At 58.2% G+C, this 23,494-nt stretch carries 20 protein-coding genes; 13 read left to right on the top strand and 7 right to left on the bottom strand.

What is annotated here, in order from left to right; genetic code table 11:
• Positions 1-6 precede the first annotated feature (6 nt).
• The gene (gene parE, locus LOC22_RS07275) at positions 7-1,899 is read left to right on the top strand and encodes a DNA topoisomerase IV subunit B (RefSeq protein WP_230239461.1); all 1,893 of its coding nucleotides are present in this window, start codon (positions 7-9) and stop codon (positions 1,897-1,899) included.
• An 85-nt stretch (positions 1,900-1,984) separates the two neighbouring features.
• Here parE and LOC22_RS07270 read toward each other — a convergent pair whose 3' ends face one another.
• Entirely contained in the window at positions 1,985-4,114 is a 2,130-nt protein-coding gene (locus LOC22_RS07270) for a TonB-dependent siderophore receptor (protein WP_230239460.1), read from the bottom strand.
• Between the two features lie 384 nt (positions 4,115-4,498).
• Between LOC22_RS07270 and LOC22_RS07265 the strand changes: the two genes are divergently transcribed.
• The 5 genes from LOC22_RS07265 to LOC22_RS07245 are packed head-to-tail and all read left to right on the top strand — an operon-like array spanning position 4,499 to position 9,160.
• Complete coding sequence (locus LOC22_RS07265; RefSeq protein ID WP_017384046.1) at positions 4,499-5,311, top strand: ABC transporter ATP-binding protein; 813 nt, start codon at positions 4,499-4,501, stop codon at positions 5,309-5,311.
• Entirely contained in the window at positions 5,308-6,291 is a 984-nt protein-coding gene (locus LOC22_RS07260) for a FecCD family ABC transporter permease (protein ID WP_230239459.1), read from the top strand. Before LOC22_RS07265 ends, LOC22_RS07260 begins: the two co-directional genes overlap by 4 nt.
• Positions 6,288-7,328 carry a FecCD family ABC transporter permease gene (locus tag LOC22_RS07255; RefSeq protein ID WP_017384048.1) on the top strand — a complete coding sequence of 347 codons (1,041 nt, stop codon included), beginning with the start codon at positions 6,288-6,290 and terminating at the stop codon, positions 7,326-7,328. Before LOC22_RS07260 ends, LOC22_RS07255 begins: the two co-directional genes overlap by 4 nt.
• Before the next feature lie 9 nt (positions 7,329-7,337).
• On the top strand, positions 7,338-8,288 hold the full coding sequence (locus LOC22_RS07250; protein ID WP_015571884.1) for an iron-siderophore ABC transporter substrate-binding protein: 951 nt from the start codon (positions 7,338-7,340) through the stop codon (positions 8,286-8,288).
• Positions 8,285-9,160, top strand: a complete 876-nt coding sequence (locus tag LOC22_RS07245) for a MurR/RpiR family transcriptional regulator (RefSeq protein ID WP_015571883.1) — start codon at positions 8,285-8,287, stop codon at positions 9,158-9,160. The genes LOC22_RS07250 and LOC22_RS07245 overlap by 4 nt, the downstream gene beginning before the upstream one ends.
• A 41-nt stretch (positions 9,161-9,201) precedes the next feature.
• Here the strand turns inward: LOC22_RS07245 and LOC22_RS07240 are convergent, their stop codons facing one another.
• Positions 9,202-10,041, bottom strand: coding sequence for an AraC family transcriptional regulator (locus LOC22_RS07240; RefSeq protein WP_039269752.1), 840 nt, complete (start codon positions 10,039-10,041; stop codon positions 9,202-9,204).
• Between the two features lie 166 nt (positions 10,042-10,207).
• Here LOC22_RS07240 and LOC22_RS07235 point away from each other — a divergent pair, with 166 nt between their 5' ends.
• The 3 genes from LOC22_RS07235 to LOC22_RS07225 are packed head-to-tail and all read left to right on the top strand — an operon-like array spanning position 10,208 to position 14,535.
• Entirely contained in the window at positions 10,208-12,022 is a 1,815-nt protein-coding gene (locus LOC22_RS07235; RefSeq protein WP_045340067.1) for a DUF2264 domain-containing protein, read from the top strand.
• Between the two features lie 31 nt (positions 12,023-12,053).
• Complete coding sequence (locus LOC22_RS07230; protein ID WP_230239458.1) at positions 12,054-13,319, top strand: oligosaccharide MFS transporter; 1,266 nt, start codon at positions 12,054-12,056, stop codon at positions 13,317-13,319.
• A 28-nt stretch (positions 13,320-13,347) separates the two neighbouring features.
• Complete coding sequence (locus LOC22_RS07225; protein ID WP_045615296.1) at positions 13,348-14,535, top strand: glycoside hydrolase family 88 protein; 1,188 nt, start codon at positions 13,348-13,350, stop codon at positions 14,533-14,535.
• 32 nt (positions 14,536-14,567) lie between these two features.
• On the opposite strand, the gene lysM is transcribed toward LOC22_RS07225, so the two are convergent.
• The 5 genes from lysM to qseB form a co-directional block, all read right to left on the bottom strand.
• Positions 14,568-15,008, bottom strand: coding sequence for a peptidoglycan-binding protein LysM (gene lysM / locus LOC22_RS07220; RefSeq protein WP_015571878.1), 441 nt, complete (start codon positions 15,006-15,008; stop codon positions 14,568-14,570).
• 153 nt (positions 15,009-15,161) lie between these two features.
• Positions 15,162-15,476: a putative quinol monooxygenase gene (locus LOC22_RS07215; protein WP_015571877.1), complete on the bottom strand. Its 315-nt coding sequence runs from the start codon at positions 15,474-15,476 to the stop codon at positions 15,162-15,164.
• 30 nt (positions 15,477-15,506) lie between these two features.
• The gene (locus LOC22_RS07210) at positions 15,507-16,088 is read right to left on the bottom strand and encodes an NAD(P)H-dependent oxidoreductase (RefSeq protein WP_015571876.1); all 582 of its coding nucleotides are present in this window, start codon (positions 16,086-16,088) and stop codon (positions 15,507-15,509) included.
• Positions 16,089-16,192: 104 nt separating this feature from the next.
• Positions 16,193-17,542 (bottom strand): quorum sensing histidine kinase QseC, encoded by a 1,350-nt coding sequence (gene qseC, locus LOC22_RS07205; protein ID WP_230239457.1) that lies wholly within the window; start codon positions 17,540-17,542, stop codon positions 16,193-16,195.
• On the bottom strand, positions 17,539-18,198 hold the full coding sequence (gene qseB / locus LOC22_RS07200; RefSeq protein ID WP_023295445.1) for a quorum sensing response regulator transcription factor QseB: 660 nt from the start codon (positions 18,196-18,198) through the stop codon (positions 17,539-17,541). Before qseB ends, qseC begins: the two co-directional genes overlap by 4 nt.
• Positions 18,199-18,337: 139 nt before the next feature.
• Between qseB and LOC22_RS07195 the strand changes: the two genes are divergently transcribed.
• The 4 genes from LOC22_RS07195 to ftsP all read left to right on the top strand — a co-directional run bounded on the left by LOC22_RS07195 (position 18,338) and on the right by ftsP (position 23,491).
• Positions 18,338-18,739: a YgiW/YdeI family stress tolerance OB fold protein gene (locus LOC22_RS07195; RefSeq protein WP_003862501.1), complete on the top strand. Its 402-nt coding sequence runs from the start codon at positions 18,338-18,340 to the stop codon at positions 18,737-18,739.
• 118 nt (positions 18,740-18,857) lie between these two features.
• Positions 18,858-21,116, top strand: coding sequence for a DNA topoisomerase IV subunit A (gene parC / locus LOC22_RS07190; protein ID WP_015571873.1), 2,259 nt, complete (start codon positions 18,858-18,860; stop codon positions 21,114-21,116).
• Between the two features lie 163 nt (positions 21,117-21,279).
• Entirely contained in the window at positions 21,280-22,017 is a 738-nt protein-coding gene (plsC, locus tag LOC22_RS07185) for a 1-acylglycerol-3-phosphate O-acyltransferase (RefSeq protein WP_003862497.1), read from the top strand.
• Between the two features lie 61 nt (positions 22,018-22,078).
• A complete protein-coding gene (gene ftsP, locus LOC22_RS07180; protein WP_196357126.1) occupies positions 22,079-23,491 on the top strand; it encodes a cell division protein FtsP in 1,413 nt (470 codons plus the stop codon).
• Positions 23,492-23,494 lie beyond the last annotated feature (3 nt).

The raw sequence follows: 23,494 nt of genomic DNA, 5'->3' as shown, positions 1-23,494 counted from the left end.
TAAATCATGACGCAAACCTATAACGCTGATGCCATTGAGGTACTCACCGGGCTTGAGCCGGTTCGCCGCCGCCCGGGGATGTACACCGATACGACGCGCCCAAACCACCTGGGCCAGGAAGTAATTGATAACAGTGTGGACGAAGCGCTGGCAGGCCATGCCAGACGCGTGGACGTTATCCTGCACGTCGATCAGTCGCTGGAAGTTATCGACGACGGCCGCGGCATGCCGGTAGATATCCACCCGGAAGAGGGTGTTCCCGCCGTTGAGCTGATCCTCTGTCGTCTGCACGCGGGCGGTAAGTTCTCCAACAAAAATTACCAGTTCTCCGGCGGCTTGCACGGCGTGGGGATCTCCGTGGTTAACGCCCTGTCAAAGCGCGTGGAAGTGAACGTTCGTCGCGATGGCCAGGTGTATAACATCGCGTTTGAAAACGGCGAAAAAGTGCAGGATTTGCAGGTCGTCGGGACGTGCGGTAAACGCAACACCGGCACCAGCGTCCATTTCTGGCCTGACGAAAGCTTCTTCGACAGCCCACGCTTTTCCGTTTCTCGCCTGACGCACCTGCTGAAAGCCAAAGCGGTGCTGTGCCCGGGCGTGGAAATCACCTTTAAAGATCACGTAAACAACACCGAACAGAGCTGGCGCTACGAAAAGGGTCTGAACGACTACCTGTGCGAAGCGGTTAACGGCCTGCCGACCCTGCCGGAAAAACCGTTCGTCGGGAATTTCGAAGGTGACACCGAAGCGGTGGACTGGGCGCTGCTGTGGCTGCCGGAAGGCGGTGAGCTGCTGACGGAAAGCTACGTCAACCTGATCCCAACGCTGCTCGGCGGGACGCACGTCAACGGCCTGCGTCAGGGGCTGCTGGATGCGATGCGCGAGTTCTGCGAATACCGCAACATTCTGCCGCGCGGCGTGAAGCTTTCCGCAGAAGATATCTGGGACCGCTGCGCCTACGTGCTCTCCGTGAAGATGCAGGATCCGCAGTTTGCCGGTCAGACTAAAGAGCGCCTGTCGTCACGCCAGTGTGCGGCGTTCGTCTCCGGCGTGGTGAAAGATGCGTTTACCCTGTGGCTGAACCAGAACGTTCAGGCCGCAGAAATGCTGGCTGAAATGGCCATCTCCAGCGCCCAGCGTCGCCTGCGCGCGGCGAAGAAAGTGGTGCGTAAAAAGCTGACCAGCGGCCCCGCGCTGCCGGGCAAGCTGGCGGACTGTACCGCCCAGGATCTCAACCGCACCGAGCTGTTCCTGGTGGAAGGGGACTCGGCAGGCGGATCGGCCAAGCAGGCGCGCGATCGTGAATATCAGGCGATCATGCCGCTCAAGGGTAAGATCCTCAACACCTGGGAGGTCTCGTCTGATGAAGTGCTGGCCTCGCAGGAAGTACACGACATCTCCGTGGCGATCGGCATCGATCCGGACAGCGACGATCTGAGCCAGCTGCGCTACGGCAAGATCTGTATCCTCGCGGATGCGGACTCCGATGGTCTGCACATCGCCACGCTGCTCTGTGCGCTGTTCGTGAAGCACTTCCGCACGCTGGTGAAAAACGGTCACGTCCACGTGGCGCTGCCGCCGCTGTACCGTATCGACCTTGGCAAAGAAGTCTACTATGCGCTGACGGAAGAAGAGAAAGCGGGCGTGCTGGAGCAGCTCAAACGCAAGAAGGGCAAACCGAACGTTCAGCGCTTTAAAGGGCTGGGCGAGATGAACCCGATGCAGTTGCGTGAAACCACCCTGGATCCGAACACCCGCCGTCTGGTGCAGCTGACCATCAGCGATGAAGACGAACAGCAAACCAACGCCGTGATGGATATGCTGCTGGCCAAGAAACGTTCTGAAGACCGACGTAACTGGCTCCAGGAGAAAGGCGATATGGCGGATATTGAGGCCTGATGTCCCCTCACCCTAACCCTCTCCCACAGGGAAGGGGTTAGGATCGTAGGCCCGGTAAGCGTTAGCGCCACCGGGCTTTTTTACGTCAAAACTCCATCTTCACCGTAAACTGCACTTCACGCGGGTCGCCAATCTGGTTGCCCAGGTTGTTGGTCGTAATCGACGACGTGTAGTAGGTCTTATCGAACAGATTCTTCACGTTCACCTGTAGCGTCACCGGATATTGCAGCTTCATTTTGTACGCCGCAAATGCATCCGCCACGAAATAGCCCGGCAGATAATAATCCTCACCGTTAGTCGCTGAACGACGGCTTACGCCGTGCCCGCCGCCGCCAATTGTCAGCGTATTCCCGGCAAACGCATTGTGAATATCGTACGTCAGGAACAGGGAGCCGGTATGGCGCGGTACGTTCGGCAGCGGTTTGCCCGCGTAGTCCGGGTCTTCCAGCACCTTCGCATCGGTATAGCCGTAGCTGGCGATAATGTTGGTGTTCTCGGTCAGCGATCCGGCGAGATCCACTTCGACACCCTGCGAGCGCACGCGGCCCGCGGTTTTGGCGACGGTTTCATCACCGACGCTTTCGGTGTACAGCACGTTGCGCTTGTGGATATCAAACAGCGCGATGTTGGCGGTAATGCCGTCGAACAGGTCGAATTTAGCGCCTATTTCATACGCGTTCGACGTTTCCGGCGGCAGGTCGCCGATGTAGCTCGCAATGGACGACTGCGGCATAAACGTCTGGGAATAGTTGGCAAACAGGGAGACTGCCGGCGTGAGCTTGTATACCAGGCCCAGCTTCGGCGTCCACTGGTCGTCGCGGCTGTCGGTGTTGACGTTAAACGGACGGCCTTTGCCCGCGTACTGGGTGTAATACTGGTAGCGCAGTCCGGCAACGGCGATCCATTTATCGGTCAGGTACAGCGCGTCCTGCGCGTAGGCGGAGTAGCTCTCCTGCTTGATGGTTTGATCGCTGTCGGCTGCCGAGACGGTGGTGCACTTGCCGAGGCTGCCGTAGCTCGGGTTGTAAATATTGAAATCCTTAACGTTCTTACAACGGATCATGTCCGTGCGCAGCAGATCGTAATTCTCATACGACACGCCGGTCAGGATCTCATTGTAAAAGCCCGCGATGTCCACGTTCCCCTGCAAATCTGCCCGCGTTGTGTGCATACGCTGGGTCGAACCCTGGGTCGCATCCACGCGGCGGGTCAGGTTGCCGGTTTTTGAATCGTAGGCCATCACGCGAGCCTGGTTATCGCTGTACTTATCCTGGCTGTAGCTGTAGTCGAACTTCGCGGTCCACTGGCTGTTGAGCCGATACTCCGCGTTAAGCTGAGCGAGGTCGGACTGACCGTCGGTCACGTTAAATGGCTCATCAAAGCGGGTTTTGCGATCGACGTCGACGGCCTTTTTGGTGTTGAGATCGAAGATCGTTCCGCGATCGAACGGCGTTTTATAGTCGCGATGCGAATAGAGCACGGTCACGGTGGCATCATCGCCGAACCAGGTCAAAGACGGGGCGATAAAGGTGCTGCGTTCGGTGCCGAAATTACGCCAGTAATCCTCGTCCTGATACTCCCCCGTCAGGCGATAGGCCAGACGCGTACCTTCAATTGGACCGGTGACGTCAAACTGTCCGCTACCGCCGCCATAGCTGGTTGATGTGGCAGAAATCGAGCCGCCGAAGGTTTTCTCCGGGCGTTTGGTCACCACGTTAATCAGGCCGCCGGGGTCGAGAATACCGTAAAGGGTCGAGGCCGGGCCTTTTAGCACCTCCACGCGCTCGGTTGCGGCATTGAAGCTGCGCGGCAGCACGGTGCGCAGGCCGTTGGTCATGATCGAGCCATCGCGGTTTGCGCCGAAGCCACGGCGCACGAAGGCATCCTGCGTGCCGCCCAGGGTGTTGGTCTGCACCACGTTGCTGACGTTATACAGCGCCTCGTCTAGCGTGGTCGCGTTTTGGTCTTCCAGCACTTTATCGCTGACGGTATTGACCACCTGCGGGATGTCCAGCATCGGCATGTTGGTCAGCGTGGCGGTGGAGGTGTTCAGGGGCTGATAGCCGCTGGTGGCGTCGGTGGAAGCGTAAGGATCGGCAGTGACGGTAAGCGTCTCACCGTCTTTTGCTGCTGCGTGCACCAGAGGCGCCATGAACAGGAGTGAAAAGAGCGCGCGCCCTTTTACCCCGGCGAATGAAGGTGTGAACTTAGCCATTACATCTGTTTTCCCAAAATATCCTGCGATGAAATGCTCGCGGAAGAATGTGTGAGTCATTGCCCTTACGGTCTGTCCGTTAGCCTCTACGGCATCGGACTTGTAATTGAGAATCATTCAAGCATGAGGGCATGTAGTAGTAAATGGAATAAATAAAAATTTCGCTACAGAGGTTTCTCTCTGGCTAACACGCTTCGATTTATTGTTTAAGCTATTGAAAATAATCAATAAAAATGAATTTTAATTTGTGCGGTGATGCTCAATTATCCCTGGGTTTTACAGGGTGTATCTTCGCTTGACTACTACATGGAGCGGCGGCAAACTCACAAAAGAGAATGAGTTTTATTTTTATTTGTTGGTTTTTTTTCTTACGTTGGCGTTCACGTGGCTCACTACATCAAAAAGCCGGGACTGGTTCTTGAGAACCTCTCCGCGGGTTACCAGAAAAAAATCATCGTTGATGATATCTCCCTTGCGATCCCCCAGCAGAAAATGACTGTTCTGGTGGGCGCAAACGGCTGCGGAAAATCGACGCTGTTAAGTACCCTCGCACGGCTGCTTCAGCCGCTCGGCGGCAGCGCGGTGCTGGACGGCAAAGCCATCCACTCGCAACCAACCAAAGCGGTCGCCCGCCAGCTCGGGATCCTGCCGCAGTCTCCGCTGCTTCCAGAAGGGTTAACCGTATTTGAGCTGGTCTCGCGCGGACGTTTCCCCTGGCAGAACGTGATGCGCCAGTGGAGCGAGGAAGACGAGCGGGCCGTGGAAGAGGCGTTACGCCTGACCGGAACGGCAGAGTTTGCCCATCATCTGGTTGAAAGCCTGTCCGGCGGCCAGCGCCAGCGCTGCTGGATCGCTATGGTGCTGGCGCAGCAAACGCCCTATATCCTGCTGGATGAACCCACGACGTACCTCGATCTTCGCTACCAGGTGGAGATCCTCGAACTGCTGCACACGCTGACGCGCCGGCACGGGCGCACCGTGGTGGTGGTTCTGCACGATCTCAACTTCGCCGTGAATTACGGTGATTCGCTGGTCTTTTTACGTCAGGGAAAGGTTGAGGGGGTACTGCATGAGGGCGACGCCTGCACGCCGGAGCTGATCAAAGCGGTGTTTGACGTCGACGTGCATATGTCGGTTAACCCGCTGACCGGCAAGCCGTTCTTTATGCCGTTCCGTCAGGCTGACGACAAACCATGATGCGCACATCTGTGGCCTTTATTCTCTTTACGCTGCTGCTTCTGGCAGGCGCGATTGCGCACCTGAGCATCGGGGCGCGCATTATCGCCCCCCGGACGGTAGTAGACGCATTTTTCCACTTCGACCCGCGCAATTTTGAGCATAGCGTGATCGTCAGGCTGCGCTTGATGCGGCTATGCGCCGCCCTGGTGACGGGCGCGGCGCTCGGCGTCGCGGGCGTGCTGCTGCAATCAGTGATCCGCAATCCGCTCGGCGAGCCGCATATCCTGGGGCTGAATGCAGGGGCGGCGCTGGCGGTGGTGCTGACGAGTGCCCTCGGGCTGTCGCTGCCGTTTGGCCGCCCTCTGATAGCCGCAACTGGCGCCGCCGCGCTCTTTTTGCTGGTGCTAACGTTCTCCTCATCCGGGCGTACCGGTCTCACGCCGATGAAGGTCACGCTGTGCGGCGTGGCGATGTCGGCATTTGCCTCATCGATAACCGCCACGGTGTTGATTCTGGATGAACAGACGCTGCTGGCCATGCGGACCTGGCTTGCGGGGGATGTGGCGGGAGTCATCGGCGAGACGATCGCTAGCGCCGCGGGGGCCGCTGCCGTGGGTTTTGCGCTGGCGTTCTGGCTGTCGCCGTCGCTGAACATGCTGGCGCTGGGCGAGAGAATGGCGCAGGGGCTTGGCGTGTCGCTGCTGAAAACGCGCCTGCTCGCGCTGCTGGCCATCGCCCTGCTGTGCGGCGCGGCGGTTTCAGTTGCCGGACCGATCGGGTTTATCGGACTCGTGGTGCCGCAGCTGATTCGCCGTCTGGTATCGGTGGACCTGTGCGTGATGGTGCCGCTTTCAGCCCTCTGCGGGGCGCTGGTTCTGCTGATGGCGGATATCGCCGCCCGTACGCTGTTTACGCCGTATGAGCTGGCAACCGGCGTGATGACTGCGCTGGTCGGCGCGCCGGTCTTTATCCTTATGGCGTCAAGGATGTTCAAATGAACCGGGCTGGATTGAGGGCAGTACGATTTTTCTCCTTCTCGGCGCTGGTTCGCCCGAGGGCGCTGCTGTATCTGGCCGTATTATCGCTTGCCGCTCTCCTGCTGCTAAGTTTTGGCCTGACGCACGGTTCGCTGCCCATTCCTGCTTCCGCCATCGGACGTGCGCTGTTTTATCCTGAACGTCTGACGGCGGATGCGCATTACATTGTGATGGATATCCGCCTGCCGCGCCTGCTGATGGCGGTGCTGTGCGGCGCGATGCTCGGCATGGCGGGGGCGGCCATGCAGTCCATTACCCGCAACGGCCTTGCTGACCCCGGTCTTATCGGCGTGAAAGAGGGCTGTAGCGCGGCGGTGCTGCTGCTGATTTTTCAGTTTCCGGGATTGGGGCCGTACTGGCGTCCACTTATCGGCATGGCCGGTGGGCTGCTGACCGCGCTGCTGGTAGTGGCGCTGGCGCGTGATATCTCGCGCCCGCGATTCATCCTGATCGGCATCGGCGTGTCATGGGCGTTTGCCGCCGCGATGGGGGTCTTTATGACGACCGCCGACGTGCGCGACGTCCAGACGGCGATGCTGTGGCTGGCGGGGAGCCTGCATACGGCAAGCTGGACGCTGGTCAGCATCGCTGCTGCCTGGACAGTGCCGGCGTTTGCGCTGCTGCTCTTTACCGCACGCGCCGCAGACGTAGCCTTGCTCGGCAACCACACTGCGACGGGGCTGGGCGTGCGGACTTCACGCCTCGCTCTGCTGCGCGTGTTTGCCCCCGTGGTGCTCACCGCGGCCTGCGTCTCCTGCGTGGGGAGTATCGGCTTTGTCGGGCTGATTGCCCCGCACATGGCGCGCCTGCTGCTGCGCGGAGGGCAAACGGCACTGCTGACGGGAAGTGCCGTACTGGGCGCGCTGCTGGTGCTGCTGGCGGATAACGTCGGGCGGCTGGCATTTCTCCCGTTGCAGCTGCCGGCGGGAATTGTCATTTCACTGATTGGCGGACCGTTTTTCCTGCTGCTGCTCTGGCAGCGTCGGGATCGATTTTAGGGGATAAAAATGCGCGTATTTTTTGCAATGCTGGTGCTGGTGGGTTTTGCTGTAGGAGCCGCAGAGCCAACGCAGACGTTTACTGACGACCTGAACCGCAACGTGGTGGTGCCGGTTAACCCGAAGCGGATTGTGTCCCTGCACGACCTGGATATCACCATTCCGCTGATCGAGCTTGGCGTACCGCCGGTTGCCAGCCATGGCCGCACCCGACCGGACGGCAGCCATTTTCTGCGTTCCAGCGGTATGCTGACGGGCATCGATTTTGATAATTCCGACATCACATTCATCGGCACCGCGGATATCGATATTGAAGCCATCGCCGCGGCGAAGCCGGATCTTATCATCACCGAGCCGACCCGCAACACGCCGGTCGAACAGCTGGAAAAAATTGCCCCGACGGTGAGTATCGATCACCTCGACGGCGGTGCGCCGGAGATCTACCGCAAGCTGGCGCAGCTTACCGGGACAGAGGCGCGGCTGAAGATTCTGGAGCGTCGCTATCAGGAGCAGATCGAGGCGCTAAAGGCGACCATCGATACGAGCAAACTGACCGTCTCGGTGATTCAGGCCAATCAGGGCAAAATCAACGCCATGCACAGCTACCACTCGCTTGGGCGCGTGCTGCGCGACGCAGGGTTCAGGTTCCCGCCGCTGATTGAGAGCATCCCGGAGGGCGGGCGCATCGACGTCAGCGCCGAGCGCCTGCCGGAGCTGGATGCTGATTTTGTCTTTGCCACCTGGCGCGGGGACACCGGCGGAAAACCGCAGGACGAGCTGGCGGCGATGGATGCGGTGATGCCGGGCTGGTGTCAGTTTCTCAACGCCTGCCGAACCGGGCATTACGTGCTCATCTCCCGCGAGGAAGCGATCTCAAATTCATTTGCCTCGCTGGGGCTGATGGCCGCGCAGGTGCAGTCGCAGATAGCGGGCCGTCCGCTGCCGGAGGCCGCACGATGATCCGAAAAATTGATGTCTACGGCGACCGCCTCCGCTCGCGGGCGCACCAGCTGACGCCGCGTCTGCTGCAGGTGGCGAGCTATATCAATGAAAATCGTGAAGCGGTTATGGAGCAGACGGCAATGGAGATTGCCGCTGTGCTACACACCTCGGACGCCACCGTGGTGCGTGCCATTCAGGCGCTTGGGTTTGGCGGGCTGCGGGATCTCAAGCAGACCCTGGAGCAGTGGTTTGGCCCGGTGGTCACCTCCAGCGAGAAGATGTCCACCACGGTAAACACGCTTACCAGCGACGTCGACGCGAGCATCGATTTTGTGCTGGAAGGCCATCAGCACACCTGCGCGGTGTTGTCCGAACCGGGCAACCGCTACGCGATGGCGCAGGCCGTGTCGCTGCTGGCGCAGGCGAGACAGGTCGCTATTTTTGGCATTGGCGCATCCGGCATTCTGGCCGAGTACACCTCGCGACTGTTTAGCCGTATAGGCCTGCCTGCGATCCCGCTCAACCGCACCGGTATTGGCCTCGCCGAACAGCTGATTGCCCTACAGCGCGGTGACGTGCTGGTAATGATGGCGCAAAAATCCGCGCACCGGGAGGGGCAGACCACGCTGCGCGAAGCGAAGCGCCTGGGTATTCCCACCATTTTGCTGACCAACGCCACGGACTCGCGCTTTAGCAAAGAGGCAAGCGTAGTGATCCACGTCCCGCGCGGCGGCGAGAAGGGCAAAATCCCGCTGCACGGCACGGTGCTGCTGTGCCTGGAGATGATTATTCTGTCCGTCGCCTCCACCGAGCCGCAGCGCACCATCAAGTCGATGAAGCGCATCAACGAGTTACACCGCGGATTAAAGCCGGGGAAGAAGAGCGGTTGATCTTCCCCCTCTCCCCGTGGGAGAGGGCTGGGGTGAGGGCGTCAAACCGCACGATGGTTCTTCCTGTACTGCAACGGCGTCTCGCCAATCCCCTTTTTAAATGCGCTGATAAACCACGTCACGTCGGAAAATCCCGCCTGTGCGGCAATGTCACGCACGCTCGAATCCGTGTGGAGTAAACACTCGCACGCCTTACGCAACCTTAGCGTGTTCAGGTAGTCGTGAATTTTTTCGCCCGTTTCCGCATGGAATCTTCGCGATACGTAACTGCGTGATTTACCCAGCTCTTCGGCCAGCGCATCCAGACGAAATTTCTCCTGATAATGCTCGTCGAGCCAGAACATTACCTGGCTGGCGATCCCCTGGCTGTTGCCCGGCTCACCGTCGCGATCGTCGGGGAGCATCGCGAACAGGCCGATCAGCAGGCTGGCGATGCTCTCGCCGTTCATCGGTGGTTTATAGCAGCTAAACAGATGGTGGATATGGTGGTGACAGTGGGCTAAATCGGCGACCCACGCTTCGCCGCCACGGCGTGACAGCCGCTCCAGGCGCTGCCGGGTCTGGGGAAAATCCCGCAGGATCTTCAGCACCGCGTGCTGGTCGAGATGAATAATGGTGCGGCGGTAAATTGCCTCCGCCTGTTCGTCCACCATGACCTTGTGCAGCGTAAAAGGCGGGAAGAAAAACAGTCGTCCGGGGCGCATGGTGTAGTGACGATTATCGACAATCGCCACGCCAAAGCCCTCTTCCACATAGAGGATCTCCAGACACTGATGCCAGTGATGGTAGCGCACCGTATTGGCAAACAGGCGGCTGAACGAGGCCACGGTATCATTCAGGGCGATCAGTTCCAGAAGGTCGGATGTCGGCGTGTCGCGCATAGTGCAATAAAACTCAACTTTTTCCCGTCTGATCGTCTTTATAAACCACCTTTTTAAATTTTCTCAACTGGAGGTTTATTCATCGTTCATGCCTGTGACATGGCTAACATTTCTGCCCCTTGCGGATTCACTATGCTTTGCCGCAGTTGATTACGAGGGCGAACCGATGTGGGCGGCAAACAAAGAAAAATCAAATCCGTTGTCTTCACGCCAGGAGGTAGTGGCGTCGTTGAATGCACTTTTACAGGCGCTGGACACGCAATTTCCGGCGAACCGTTCACGATTCCCGCTGGGCGACACCTGCGCCCATTACACAGCGGATATTGCGCAGATGGAGGGACTTTCTCGCGCGCTCTGGGGGCTGTTTCCGCTGATGGCATCTGGCGAAAGCACGCCGTTCAGCGAGAAGTACCTTACTGCCATTAAGCTTGGTACCGACCCGCAAAGCAGCGGCTACTGGGGTGAAACCGGCCCGTACGATCAGCGTCTGGTGGAGATGGCGGCCTACGGTCTGGGGCTCGCTCTGCTGGGGGATAAACTCACCGCGCACTTTACCGGGCGCGAGGTGATGAACCTGCACGCGTGGCTCAACCAAATCACCGACGCGCAGATGCCGGACAGCAACTGGAACTATTTTGCCATTATGGTCCAGCTCGGCTTTAAGCGCGCCGGCCTGCCGTACGATCGGGCCGCCATTGACCACCGCTTTGCGCTGATGGACGCCTACTACCTCGGCGACGGCTGGTATTCCGACGGTCCCGGCCGCCCGAAAGATTACTACATCTCCATGGCTTTCCATTTCTACGGCCTGATTTACGCCACGCTGAGTGACGACGAGGCGAGGGCGAAGGTGCTGCGCGAGCGCTCGCGTCTGTTCGCGGAAGACTTTATCTACTGGTCCGCCGCCGATGGCGCCTCGGTGCCGTTTGGCCGCAGCCTGACCTACCGCTTTGCCATGGTTGCCTTCTGGAGCGCGGTGGCCTTTTCTCAACTGGACGTCTTCACCCCGGGCATCGTGAAGGGCATTGTGCTGCGGCATCTGCGCTGGTGGCAGCAGCAGTCGATTGTCGATCGCGACGGTATTCTTACCCTGGGGTTTGCGTATCCGAACCTGGCGATGTGCGAGGATTACAACTCCCCCGGTTCACCGTACTGGGCGCTGAAAACCTATCTGATCCTGGCGCTGCCGGAAGCACACCCGTTCTGGCAGGCGGAAGAACAACCGCTGCCCGCGCTTGCTGAAAAACATGTGATTCCGCATGCGCAGCAGATCCTGATGCATTCGAAAGATTCGCAGCACGTCGTCATGCTCACCGCCGGTCAGCTGGAGCTGAACAACTACGTCAACACCGAAGCGAAATACACCAAATTTGCCTACTCCAGCCGCTTCGGATTCACCCTTGAGCGCGGGCGTTTTGGCCTGAAGCATGCCGCCTGCGATTCCATGCTGCTGCTGGCGGACGGAGATGACTATTTCCGCGGTCGTCGCGAGTGCGACGAGGTTCGGGTGGATGAAAATTACATTTTCTCGCGCTGGTCGCCGTGGCGCGACGTGCAGATTGCGACCTGGCAGATCCCGTTCGGGGAGTGGCACCTGCGCCTGCACCGTATCAACAGCGCGCGCACTCTGCAAACCGTCGAGGGCGGCTTTGCGGTGATGAAAACCGCCCATCAGGTGCGCGAACGCGGTTGTTATCTGTTGGCTGAAAACGGCAGCAGCGTCATTGTCGATCTTTCGCCGATCATTCAGCGCCAGCCAGACAGCATCGTCACGCCGCCGAACAGCAGCATTATGTTTGCGGAGTGCGCCTCCATTCCGCTGTTAAAAGCTGACCTCCCGCAAGGGGAAAGCTGGCTCTGTTGCGCCGTTCTGGCTGGCGGAAAACAGCCCGCTGCGGCGACGCCGCAGCTGAATATAACCCATAACCAGATCGTGATTAGCGAACCCGGAAGCGAACGTAAGCTGGCGTTCACATTATAAAAATCTGGCCCTACACCCCGGCGAGGATGATATGAAAAGCACATCGACAACCAACAGAAATGAATATTACAAAATCAGCAGCTTTATCTTTCTCTATTTCTTTACCTGGTCTGCCAGTATTGGTCTGCTGGCGATCTGGCTCGGTCAGAAAGCCAACCTGAGCGGATCGGTGATTGGAACCGTCTTTGCGGTGAATGGGATATTCTCCGTTATTCTCAAGCCGATCTACGGCTATATTCTCGATAAGATCGGCATGAGCAAATATCTGCTCTATTTTGTGGTGATCATGTCGGCCCTGATGGCGCCATTCTTTATTTATGTTTACCAGCCGCTGTTAATGTCTAATACCCTGCTGGGGATTATTATCGGCGCGCTCTATTTAAGCTTTGCCTGGTACGCGGGCGTGGCGGCGTGTGAATCTTATTCCGACCGCTTTAGCCGTTTGAATGGCATGGAGTTCGGGCAGATCCGTATGTGGGGATCGCTCGGCTGGGCGGTGGCGTCATCTTTCTCCGGCCTGCTGTTCAACCTCTCACCGGCGTATAACTTTATTCTCGGCAGCGTGGCGTCGGTGGTGATGCTGATTGTCCTGCTGAGCCTGAAAGTGAACACTAACTCCGCTCACGCAGGCGAGGTGCTGACGAAAGAGAAAATAGCCCCGTCTGACGTTTACGCCCTGCTGCGTAACCGCAAATTCTGGGCCTTCTGCCTGTACGTGGCGGGCGTGGCGTGGATGATGTTTATCGCCGAGCAGCAATTCTCGCGCTATTTCGTCACCTTCTTCGATGATATTCATGAGGGCAACGCCGTATTCGGCTATCTCGGGACCGTACAGTCGGGCATGGAATTTGTCATGTATATGGTGGTCCCGCTGTTTGTGAACTTTATTGGCGCCAAACGCGGGCTGTTAATTGTCGGGCTGGTGGTTGGGGCGCGTCTGATTATTTCCGGCATGTGTGATTCACACCTGTTAATTTCAGTGCTTAAGCCGCTGTACGGTCTGGAAATTTGTCTCCTGCTGGTGTCGGTATTTAAATATATCGCCGAGCATTTCGACAAGCGCGTCAATGCCACCATGTATTTACTCGGCTATCAGGCGATGCTCTACGTTGGCAACGTGGTGGTCTCTTCCCCTGCCGGCTATATGTATGACCGTATTGGCTTTGAGCACACCTATATCATCATGGGCGCAACGGCGCTGACCTTTACCCTTATTTCTGCTTTTACGTTATCCGCCTGTCAGAGCAAATGGCGCGGGGCTCGTGCGCTGAACGTAGCAGAAACGTCAACACGATAAATTACGCCGTCAAAGAAGGAACCGAAATATGTTAAGTCGTATCAAAGAAGAACGTCTGCCTGTTATCGTTGCGCCCGTTGACTCCCGCGCATTCAGCGATGAACTGAATTCGGCGCGCAGCCACGTTCTCGACCTGATTAGCCGTCATTTAACGGAGTTCGGCGACAAATTCCCGGCGGAAACCTGCCAGAACGGTTTTTATCCGCTGACTGACAACGTGGAGTGGACCACCAGCTTCTGGACCGGGCAGCTGTGGCTGGCATGGGAGATGAGCGGCGAGGAAAAATTCCGCGCGATGGCGGAAAAACACGTGCGCTCGTTTGGCCTGCGCATCGCCGGGCGCAACGACACCAACACCCACGATTTAGGCTTCCTCTACACGCTCTCCTGCGTAGCCGCGTGGCGGCTGACCGGAAACCGCGAGGCGCGCGGCTTCTCGCTGCTGGCGGCGGAAGCCCTGCTGGAACGCTTCCACGAGAAGGCGAAAATCATCCAGGCGTGGGGCGATCTCTCCGATCCGGAGCAGGCCGGGCGGATGATCATCGACTGCAACATGAACCTGCCGCTGCTCTACTGGGCAACGGAGCAGACGGGCGATCCGCGCTTTGCCGACGCCGCAAAAGCGCACGTCATGCAGGCCGCGACATACCTCATTCGTGACGATGCCTCCACCTTCCACACCTACTATATGGATGTGGCAACCGGCGCACCGCGCTACGGCAACACCCAGCAGGGCTACGCCGACGACTCCTGCTGGTCGCGCGGGCAGGCTTGGGGCATTTACGGTTTCCTGCTGAGCTATATCTATACCGGCGACGAAACGATGATCGCCCTGTCAAAACGGCTGGCAAACTACTTCCTCAATCGCCTGCCGGAAGACTACGTCTGCCACTGGGATCTGGCGCTGGTGGGCACCGACGCACTGCGTGATTCTTCCTCGGCGGCAATTGCGGTGTGTGGACTGCTGGAGCTGGTGAAACATCTGCCGGTCACAGATCCGGATCGCGAACGTTACCTCGAATGGGCGAAAGGGATTATGTCCTCGCTGACAAAGCACTATCTGATGGGCAAAGAAGAGAAGGGCAACGGGCTGCTTAAGCACTCGGTGTATCACCTGGCGAGCAATAAAGGCGTGGATGAGTGCGCGAGCTGGGGCGATTACTTCTACGTTGAGGCACTGGTGCGTTTTACGCAGAGCTGGAAACTGTACTGGTAAAAACAGTCGGGGGGTAACCCCCGACTTATCGATCACGCTTTCGGAATACGCAGCGTCTGACCGGGATAGATCTTATCCGGGCTGGAGAGCATTGGGCGGTTAGCCTCAAAAATCTTGTTGTACTGGTTGGCGTCGCCGTACACGGTTTTAGAGATTGCGCTCAGGGTATCGCCGGATTTCACCGTATAGTAGGTGGCTTCATCTTTGGCATCTGTCGCGGTGATATTGTTCTCCACTTCGCTGACGCCCGCGATGTTGCCGACGGCGACCTGGATTTTTTCTTTCTGCTCCTGCGTCAGCCCGTCGCCCGTCACGCTGGCCTTGCCGTCGGTAACGGTGACCTGGACGTTATCCGCGCCAGGAATATTCAGCTTTTTCAGGTGCTCGGTGACTTTGTCGCTCTGACCTTTATGATCGGTCAGGTTATCCCACAGCTTTTCGCCTGCTTCTTTCACGAAGTTAAAAAGACCCATTCCATCCTCCTGTTAACAATGAAGTCAGAATAAGCATAGCAGTTGAGTATTAAGATGATACAAAAAGCCCGGTGGCGCTAGCGCTTACCGGGCCTACGAGTCAGGTTTTGTAGGCCGGGTAAACGCAGTGCCACCCGGCAAATTTCACGGAACTTAAACCCCTTGCTCCAGAATACGGATATGGGTATCCAGCACGTCACCTTTTACCGCCTCACTCCACGCTTTCATGTGCGGAGTCTGCAAATGCGCTTCAAGGTGCGCGACGGTTTCCCACTGCTCAACCATGATGATTGAGTCTGGCGCGGTCGCCTGAAAGCTTGCGCTGGTGGCGGCGTCCACCATCGGCGCGTAGCCGTGGCAGCCTTCTTCTTTCAGTACGGTCGGGATGATCTTCGCGAACTCATCCAGTACCGCCTGGCGGTGATGTTGGCCAGGACGCGTACGGATTTCAGCAATAACGGTAAGCATAATTAACTCCTTCTAATTCCAGGCTACCAGTTAAGCAAAAATTTCCGCGAGATGCTTGCGATATTCTGCGATATAGCGCGGGACGTCCGGCATTTTAATTACGTCGTTGACGATAAAGGTCGGCAGCGGCTCCATACCCAGGAACTGATTCGCCTTGTGGAACGGCAGATACGCGCCGTCTACGCCCACGCCTTCGAAGAACTGATCTTGCTCAGTGAACGCTTCTAGCGGGGCATTCCAGGTCAGGGAGAGCATGTATTTCTTGCCCTGAATCAGGCCGCCGGAACCGTATTTTTTAGACGCGTCTGAGCGGGTGCGGCCGTCGCTGGCATACAGCGAACCGTGACCTTCGGTAAACACATCGTCCATGTATTTTTTCACGGTCCACGGTGCGCCCATCCACCAGCCCGGCATCTGCCAGATAACCACGTCGGCCCACAGGAAGTTCTGCACTTCGGCTTTAACGTCGTAATCGCTGTCCGCGCGCACGACCTTAACATCATGTCCGGCGTCGCGCAGGAAACCATCCGCGACCTCGGTCAGGGTGTCATTGAGCTGGCCTTTAGAGTGCGCAAATTCTTTCGCGCCGTTGATAATCAGAATGTTGCTCATTATTTGTCCTCGATGCTGAGAGTATGCCGGGTATTCTACGCGCGAGGACGGAGCGGAAAAATAAGCAAAATGTGCAAAGTCTTTTGCGCAGAGCGCAATAATGGCTACCAGCTGACGGTCACCTCAAAGCCCCCTTCCGGCGCATTGCCCAGCGAGACGCGCATCCCGTGCAACGCCGCGATACGCTTGACGATAGACAACCCCAGACCGCTGCCGGTGGCGTCCTGGCCCGGTGGACGATAAAAGCGCTCGCCGAGACGCGCCAGCGCATCGGTTGAGATGCCCGGGCCGTTGTCGCGCACGGTAAAGCTTTGGGTGTTCAGCGTCACGTCCACCACGCTGCCGCGCGGGCTGTAACGAACGGCGTTGTCCAGCAGGTTACGCGCCAGCAGGCTCAGCAGCAGCGGCTGTCCGTGACGCATCACCTCGGGCGCGTTGACGTTGAGCCGAATATCAATGCCCGCCTGCTGCGCCGGATGCCAGATATCCAGCACCGCGGATTGCAGCAAATCGGCCATCATCACGGGTTCGACGTCATCAAGATTATCCAGTGAATCCAGGCGCGACAGGGTGAGAAGCTGGTCCACCAGCCGGGAGGCGCGGTCGATGCCCGCATGCAGCTGCCCCAGCGCTTTAGACTGCGCCCCGGGATCGTCAAAGGAAAGCTGCGCCACGTCGGTTTGCACCTTCAGCGCGGCCAGCGGGCTGCGCAACTCATGGGCGGCATCCGAGGTGAAGCGGCGCTCGCGGGCCATCATCTCCTGCGTACGGGCGAAAAGATGGTTAAGCGCATCAAGCAGCGGGCGAACCTCCGTCGGCACGCCGTGGGTGGGCAGCGTATCGGTCGCATCCGGCGAGCGCGAGCGCAGGGTCCGCGCCAGATTTTTCAGCGGTTTCAGTTCCCGGCTCAGCAGAACAATCAGCAACAAAAGCATGACGGGCAGCGCCACCAGCCACGGCGTCAGCTGCGAGCTGACCACGTCCAGCGCCATATCCTGTCGGTACTCCCACTCCTGGCCAACCACCACGCGGTATTTCCCGTCCGGAGAAGTCAGCCACAGGAAACGCCATTCGTCGTTGTCATCCTGCAACCGACCGTCATCAAACCCGTCCCGGCGGTAGAGGTAAGGTATGTCGCGCCCGTTTTCGCCGTCGTTAAGCACCATGCTGCCGTCGGCGGTGAAGATTGCGAAGGCCAGCGCATCGTCGTCCAGATGGCCGTGTTTGGCTTTTTTCGGTACCTCGCGCATGCGTTCCGGGGCGCGAAGTTCGTCTACGTCCATCGTCAGCAGCCGTTTGGCAAACAGCATCTGCTGGGTATCGAACAGCTTATCGAGCTTGTCGGTCGTCTGGTGCCAGGCCACCACGCTTGCGGCAAACCAGGCCGCCAGGGACAGCAACAAAAAGAGGAGCGTCAGGCGCAGCTTCAGGCTCAGGCGTTGGGTCAGTTTCATGCGTCACCCAGGGTATAACCGATGCCGTGCACGGTGCGGATAAATTCGCTGCCGAGCTTGCGGCGTAAATGATGAACGTGGACTTCGACGGCGTTGCTGGAGACGTCATCATCCCAGTTGTAGAGTTTCTCCTCGATGGTCTTGCGCGGCAGCACGCGGCCCGCGTTGCGCATCAGCAGCTCCAGCAGGGCGAACTCTTTGGGTTTGAGCACCAGCGTTTCGCCCTCCAGCGTGGCGACAAGGCTTGCCGGATCGAGCGTGACCTTGCCGTGACGCAGCTCGCTGCGCGCCTGCCCGTGGCTGCGGCGCACCAGCGCTTCAAGGCGGGCCGCCACTTCAATCAGCGCGAACGGCTTACACAGGTAATCATCCGCCCCCAGGCGTAACCCTTCGACGCGCTGATTCAGCGCATCCCGCGCGGTCAGGATCAGCACCGGTTCGCTCTTTCCGCTTTCGCGCCAGGCGCGCAGGATCTCAAGCCCGTCGATTTCCGGCAGCGTCAGGTCCAGCACCACGGCATCATACGGCGCGGTGTACAGGGCCGCCTGCCCGGTTTTCCCGTCGGTAAACCAGTCCACGTTAAAGCCCATTTTGCTTAAGCCCGCTTTGATGCCGTCGCCGATAAGCTTGTCGTCTTCTACCAGTAAAATGCGCATATTTCCTCCTTGATGCCGTCAGTAAACCTTCTGCAAGCGCCTGCTGTACAGTAAAAATAAATAAATTTTCCCCTTAAGAAGTTGTTAAGGTTTACCCTGTTTAATGGATTGTGAAACGACATTAAAGGGAGAGATAAAGATGAAAAAATTCGCTGCAATTGCTGCCATCATGATGATGACCACGGCCCCTGTCTTTGCTGCACAGGGTGGCTTCTCTGGCCCATCTGCGACACAGAACCAGACGCAAACCCAGCAGGGTGGCTTTGTCGATAACAACGCCAACCTCACCACCGCGGCTAAAGTGAAAGACCTGAAGGATGATGCCTGGGTGAAGCTGCGCGGGAACATTACCGAGCGCCTGTCCGATGACCGTTACACCTTCCGCGATGAAAGCGGCACGGTAGTGGTGGAGATCGACCACAAGCGCTGGAACGGCGTGACGGTGACGCCCCAGGATAAAGTCGAACTCCAGGGTAAAATCGATAAAGACTGGAACGAGTTTGAAATCGACGTGAAGCAGGTTATCAAGCTGAACAAATAACCCGGAAAGGGCCGCTTATGCGGCCCTTTTTCTTTGTGACTCAACTCGCCAGATGAGGTAGTATCTGCGGCAATATTGCCTGAAACCCATCGGTTTCTGAGTTGAGGAATCACACGTAATGAGCGATATGGCAGAGCGCCTCGCGCTACATGAATTCACGGAAAACGCCTACCTGAACTACTCCATGTACGTCATCATGGACAGGGCGTTGCCGTTTATCGGGGATGGCCTGAAGCCCGTTCAGCGCCGCATCGTCTATGCGATGTCCGAACTGGGACTGAATGCTACCGCCAAGTTTAAGAAATCCGCCCGTACCGTCGGCGACGTGCTGGGTAAATACCATCCGCACGGCGACAGCGCCTGCTATGAAGCGATGGTGCTGATGGCCCAGCCGTTCTCTTATCGCTATCCGCTGGTGGATGGCCAGGGGAACTGGGGGGCGCCGGACGATCCGAAATCCTTCGCGGCAATGCGTTATACCGAATCCCGCCTGTCTAAATATGCCGAAGTGCTGCTGGGCGAGCTGGGCCAGGGGACGGTCGACTGGGTGCCAAACTTCGACGGTACGATGCAGGAGCCGAAGATGCTGCCTGCGCGTCTGCCGAACATCCTGCTGAACGGCACGACCGGTATCGCCGTGGGCATGGCGACGGACATTCCGCCGCACAACCTGCGTGAAGTGGCAAAAGCCGCCATCACCCTGATTGAGCAGCCGAAAACCTCGCTGGACGATCTGCTGGATATTGTGCAGGGGCCGGACTACCCGACCGAAGCCGAGATCATCACCTCGCGTGCGGAAATCCGCAAAATCTACCAGAACGGCCGTGGCTCCGTGCGCATGCGCGCGGTGTGGACCAAAGAAGACGGGGCCGTGGTGATCACCGCGCTGCCGCACCAGGTGTCCGGTGCGAAGGTGCTGGAGCAGATCGCCTCCCAGATGCGCAATAAAAAGCTGCCGATGGTGGACGACCTGCGCGACGAATCGGACCACGAAAACCCGACCCGTCTGGTGATCGTGCCGCGCTCTAACCGCGTGGACATGGAGCAGGTGATGAACCACCTGTTCGCCACTACCGATCTGGAAAAAAGCTACCGCATCAACCTGAACATGATTGGTCTGGACGGTCGTCCGGCGGTGAAAAACCTGCTGGAGATCCTCACCGAATGGCTGGCCTTCCGCCGCGATACGGTGCGCCGTCGTCTGAACCATCGTCTGGAAAAAGTGCTTAAGCGCCTGCATATCCTCGAAGGTTTGCTGGTAGCGTTCCTCAACATTGACGAAGTGATCGAGATCATTCGTACCGAGGACGAACCTAAGCCTGCCCTGATGTCGCGCTTTGGCATCAGCGAAACCCAGGCCGAAGCGATCCTCGAACTGAAATTGCGCCATCTCGCCAGACTGGAAGAGATGAAGATCCGCGGCGAGCAGAACGAGCTGGAAAAAGAGCGCGATCAGCTTCAGGCGATTCTGGCATCCGAGCGCAAGATGAACACCCTGCTGAAGAAAGAGTTGCAGGCCGATGCCGACGCCTTTGGCGACGACCGTCGTTCTCCGCTGCACGAGCGCGAAGAGGCGAAGGCGATGAACGAGCACGACATGCTGCCTTCCGAGCCGGTGACCATCGTGCTTTCCCAGAGCGGCTGGGTACGTAGCGCCAAAGGCCACGATATCGACGCGCCGGGTCTGAGCTACAAATCCGGTGACAGCTTCAAGGCGGCGGTGAAGGGCAAGAGTAACCAGCCGGTGGCGTTCATCGACTCCACGGGCCGCAGCTACGCCATCGACCCGATCACGCTGCCGTCTGCGCGCGGCCAGGGCGAACCGCTAACTGGCAAGCTGACGCTGCCGCCGGGCGCCACGGTGGACCATATGCTGATGGAGGCCGACGATCAAAAACTGCTGATGGCGTCTGATGCGGGCTACGGCTTTATCTGTACCTTCAACGATCTGGTGTCGCGTAACCGTGCTGGTAAGGCGCTGATTAGCCTGCCGGATAACGCACACGTCATGCCGCCGCTGATCATCGAGAACGAAAGCGACATGCTGCTGGCGATCACCGCTGCCGGACGCATGCTGATGTTCCCGGTCAGCGATCTGCCGGAGCTGTCGAAAGGGAAGGGCAACAAGATCATCAGTATCCCGTCAGCGGAAGCGGCAAAAGGCGTCGATGGCCTCGCGCATCTCTTCCTGCTGCCGCCGCAGAGCACCCTGACCATTCATGTCGGCAAGCGTAAAATCAAACTGCGTCCGGAAGAGTTGCAGAAGGTGGTGGGTGAGCGTGGACGTCGCGGCTCACTGATGCGCGGCCTCCAGCGAATCGACCGCGTGGAGATCGACTCGCCGGCGCGCAGCAAAGCGGACGACAGCGAAGAGTAACCTGTTTCATCCCCCCTCTTTCCGGAGGGGGAATTACCATAAAATTTCCCGTAAAAACGTTGTTAATTCGTGCGTTGCGATTAACAATACGCGCTCGTAATAAAGTCCTTACCTGGCCACAGGTGAAGTATAATTGTCAGCTGTCAGGGCTTCAGAGGTCGCTATGCTATACATTGTTCGTCTCATTCTTACCGTTATTTATTGCATTCTGGTCTGTATTTTCGGATCGATTTATTGCCTGTTCAGCCCGCGTAACCCAAAGCATGTCGCGACGTTTGGCCACATGTTTGGTCGTCTTGCGCCGCTGTTTGGCCTGAAGGTTGAAAAGCGTCTGCCTGAAGGGGCGGAGAATTTCGGTAACGCCATCTATATCGCTAACCATCAGAACAACTACGATATGGTGACGGCCTCAAATATTGTTCTTCCGCCGACCGTAACCGTGGGTAAAAAAAGCCTGCTGTGGATCCCGTTTTTCGGTCAGCTGTACTGGCTCACCGGTAACTTACTGATTGACCGTAACAACCGCGCCAAAGCGCATGGCACCATTGCGGAAGTGGTGGATCAGTTTAAAAAGCGCCGGATTTCCATCTGGATGTTCCCGGAAGGGACGCGCAGCCGTGGTCGCGGCCTGCTGCCGTTTAAGACCGGCGCGTTTCATGCTGCAATTGCGGCAGGCGTTCCAATTATTCCCGTGTGTGTTTCCAATACATCGAATAAGATTAATCTTAACCGTCTGAATAACGGACTGGTCATTGTCGAAATGCTGCCGCCGGTAGATACCTCAAAATACGGTAAAGACCAGGTGCGCGAGCTGGCCACGCACTGCCGCGAGCTGATGGCTCAGCATATTGCGCAGCTCGATAAAGAAGTTGCAGAGCGAGAAGCCGCCGGTAAGATTTGACCCGGTGTCGTGTAAGGGAAAACGAATTCCCGCGTTGTTAGTCGTTTCAGATGGAGCTTATATGTCACTCAGTCGGCGTCAGTTTATTCAGGCTTCGGGTATCGCCCTTTGTGCGGGTGCGATGCCGCGGACAGCCAGCGCCGCCGGGCAGCAACAGCCGCTGCCTATTCCGCCGTTGATTGAATCCCGTCGCGGGCAGCCGCTATTCCTCACGCTTCAGCGTAGCCACTGGTCCTTTACCCAGGGAACGCGCGCGCAGGTATGGGGCATTAACGGACGCTACCTCGGGCCGACCATTCGCGTGTGGAATGGCGATGACGTTAAGCTCATCTACAGTAACCGTACGACGGAAAATGTCGCGATGACCGTCAGTGGTTTGCAGGTGCCGGGGCCGCTGATTGGCGGCGCGGCACGCATGATGTCGCCGAATGCCGACTGGGCGCCCGTCCTCCCGATTCGTCAGAGCGCGGCGACATTGTGGTATCACGCCAACACCCCGAACCGCACCGCCCAGCAGGTCTACAACGGCCTGGCCGGAATGTGGCTGATTGAAGATGAGGTCAGCAAAACGCTGCCGATCCCGAATCACTACGGCGTTGATGATTTCCCGATCATTATTCAGGACAAGCGGCTGGATAACTTCGGCACGCCGGAGTACAGCGAGCCGGGCAGCGGTGGTTTTGTGGGCGATACGCTGCTGGTTAACGGCGCGCAAAGCCCGTATGTCGAAGTGTCTCGTGGCTGGGTGCGCCTGCGTCTGCTGAATGCCTCTAACTCGCGCCGCTACCAGTTGCAGATGAGCGACGGCCGCGCGCTGCACGTGATTTCAGGCGATCAGGGGTTATTACCTGCGCCGGTGTCGGTAAAACAGCTGGCGCTCGCACCGGGCGAACGTCGTGAAATCCTCGTGGATATGACCAACGGGGATGAAGTGTCCGTGACCTGCGGCGAAGCGGCAAGCATTGTTGACCGTATTCGCGGCTTCTTTGAACCGTCGAGCGTTCTGGTCTCCACGCTGGTGCTCACGCTGCGCCCGACCGGCCTGTTGCCGCTGGTGACCGACAGCCTGCCGATGCGCCTGCTGCCGCAGGAGATTGTGACCGGCCCGGCAGTACGCAGTCGCGATATTAGCCTTGGCGACGATCCGGGCATCAACGGTGCGCTGTGGGACGTAAACCGCATTGATATCACCGTCCAACAGGGAACATGGGAGCGCTGGACCGTCCGCTCGGAGATGCCGCAGTCGTTCCATATTGAAGGGGTGTCATTCCTGATCCGCAACGTCAACGGGGCGATGCCGTTCCCGGAAGACAGGGGCTGGAAAGATACCGTCTGGGTGGATGGCCAGGTCGAACTGCTCGTCTACTACGGCCAGCCTTCCTGGCCGCACTTCCCGTTCCTGTTCCACAGCCAGACGCTGGAGATGATGGACAGGGGATCGGTAGGGCAGATGCTGGTGAATCCGGCACCATAAAAC

It is taken from the genome of Enterobacter sp. AN-K1, assembly GCF_020971765.1.
GTDB lineage: Bacteria > Pseudomonadota > Gammaproteobacteria > Enterobacterales > Enterobacteriaceae > Enterobacter > Enterobacter hormaechei_C.
This window is presented reverse-complemented; position numbering and strand designations above follow the sequence as displayed.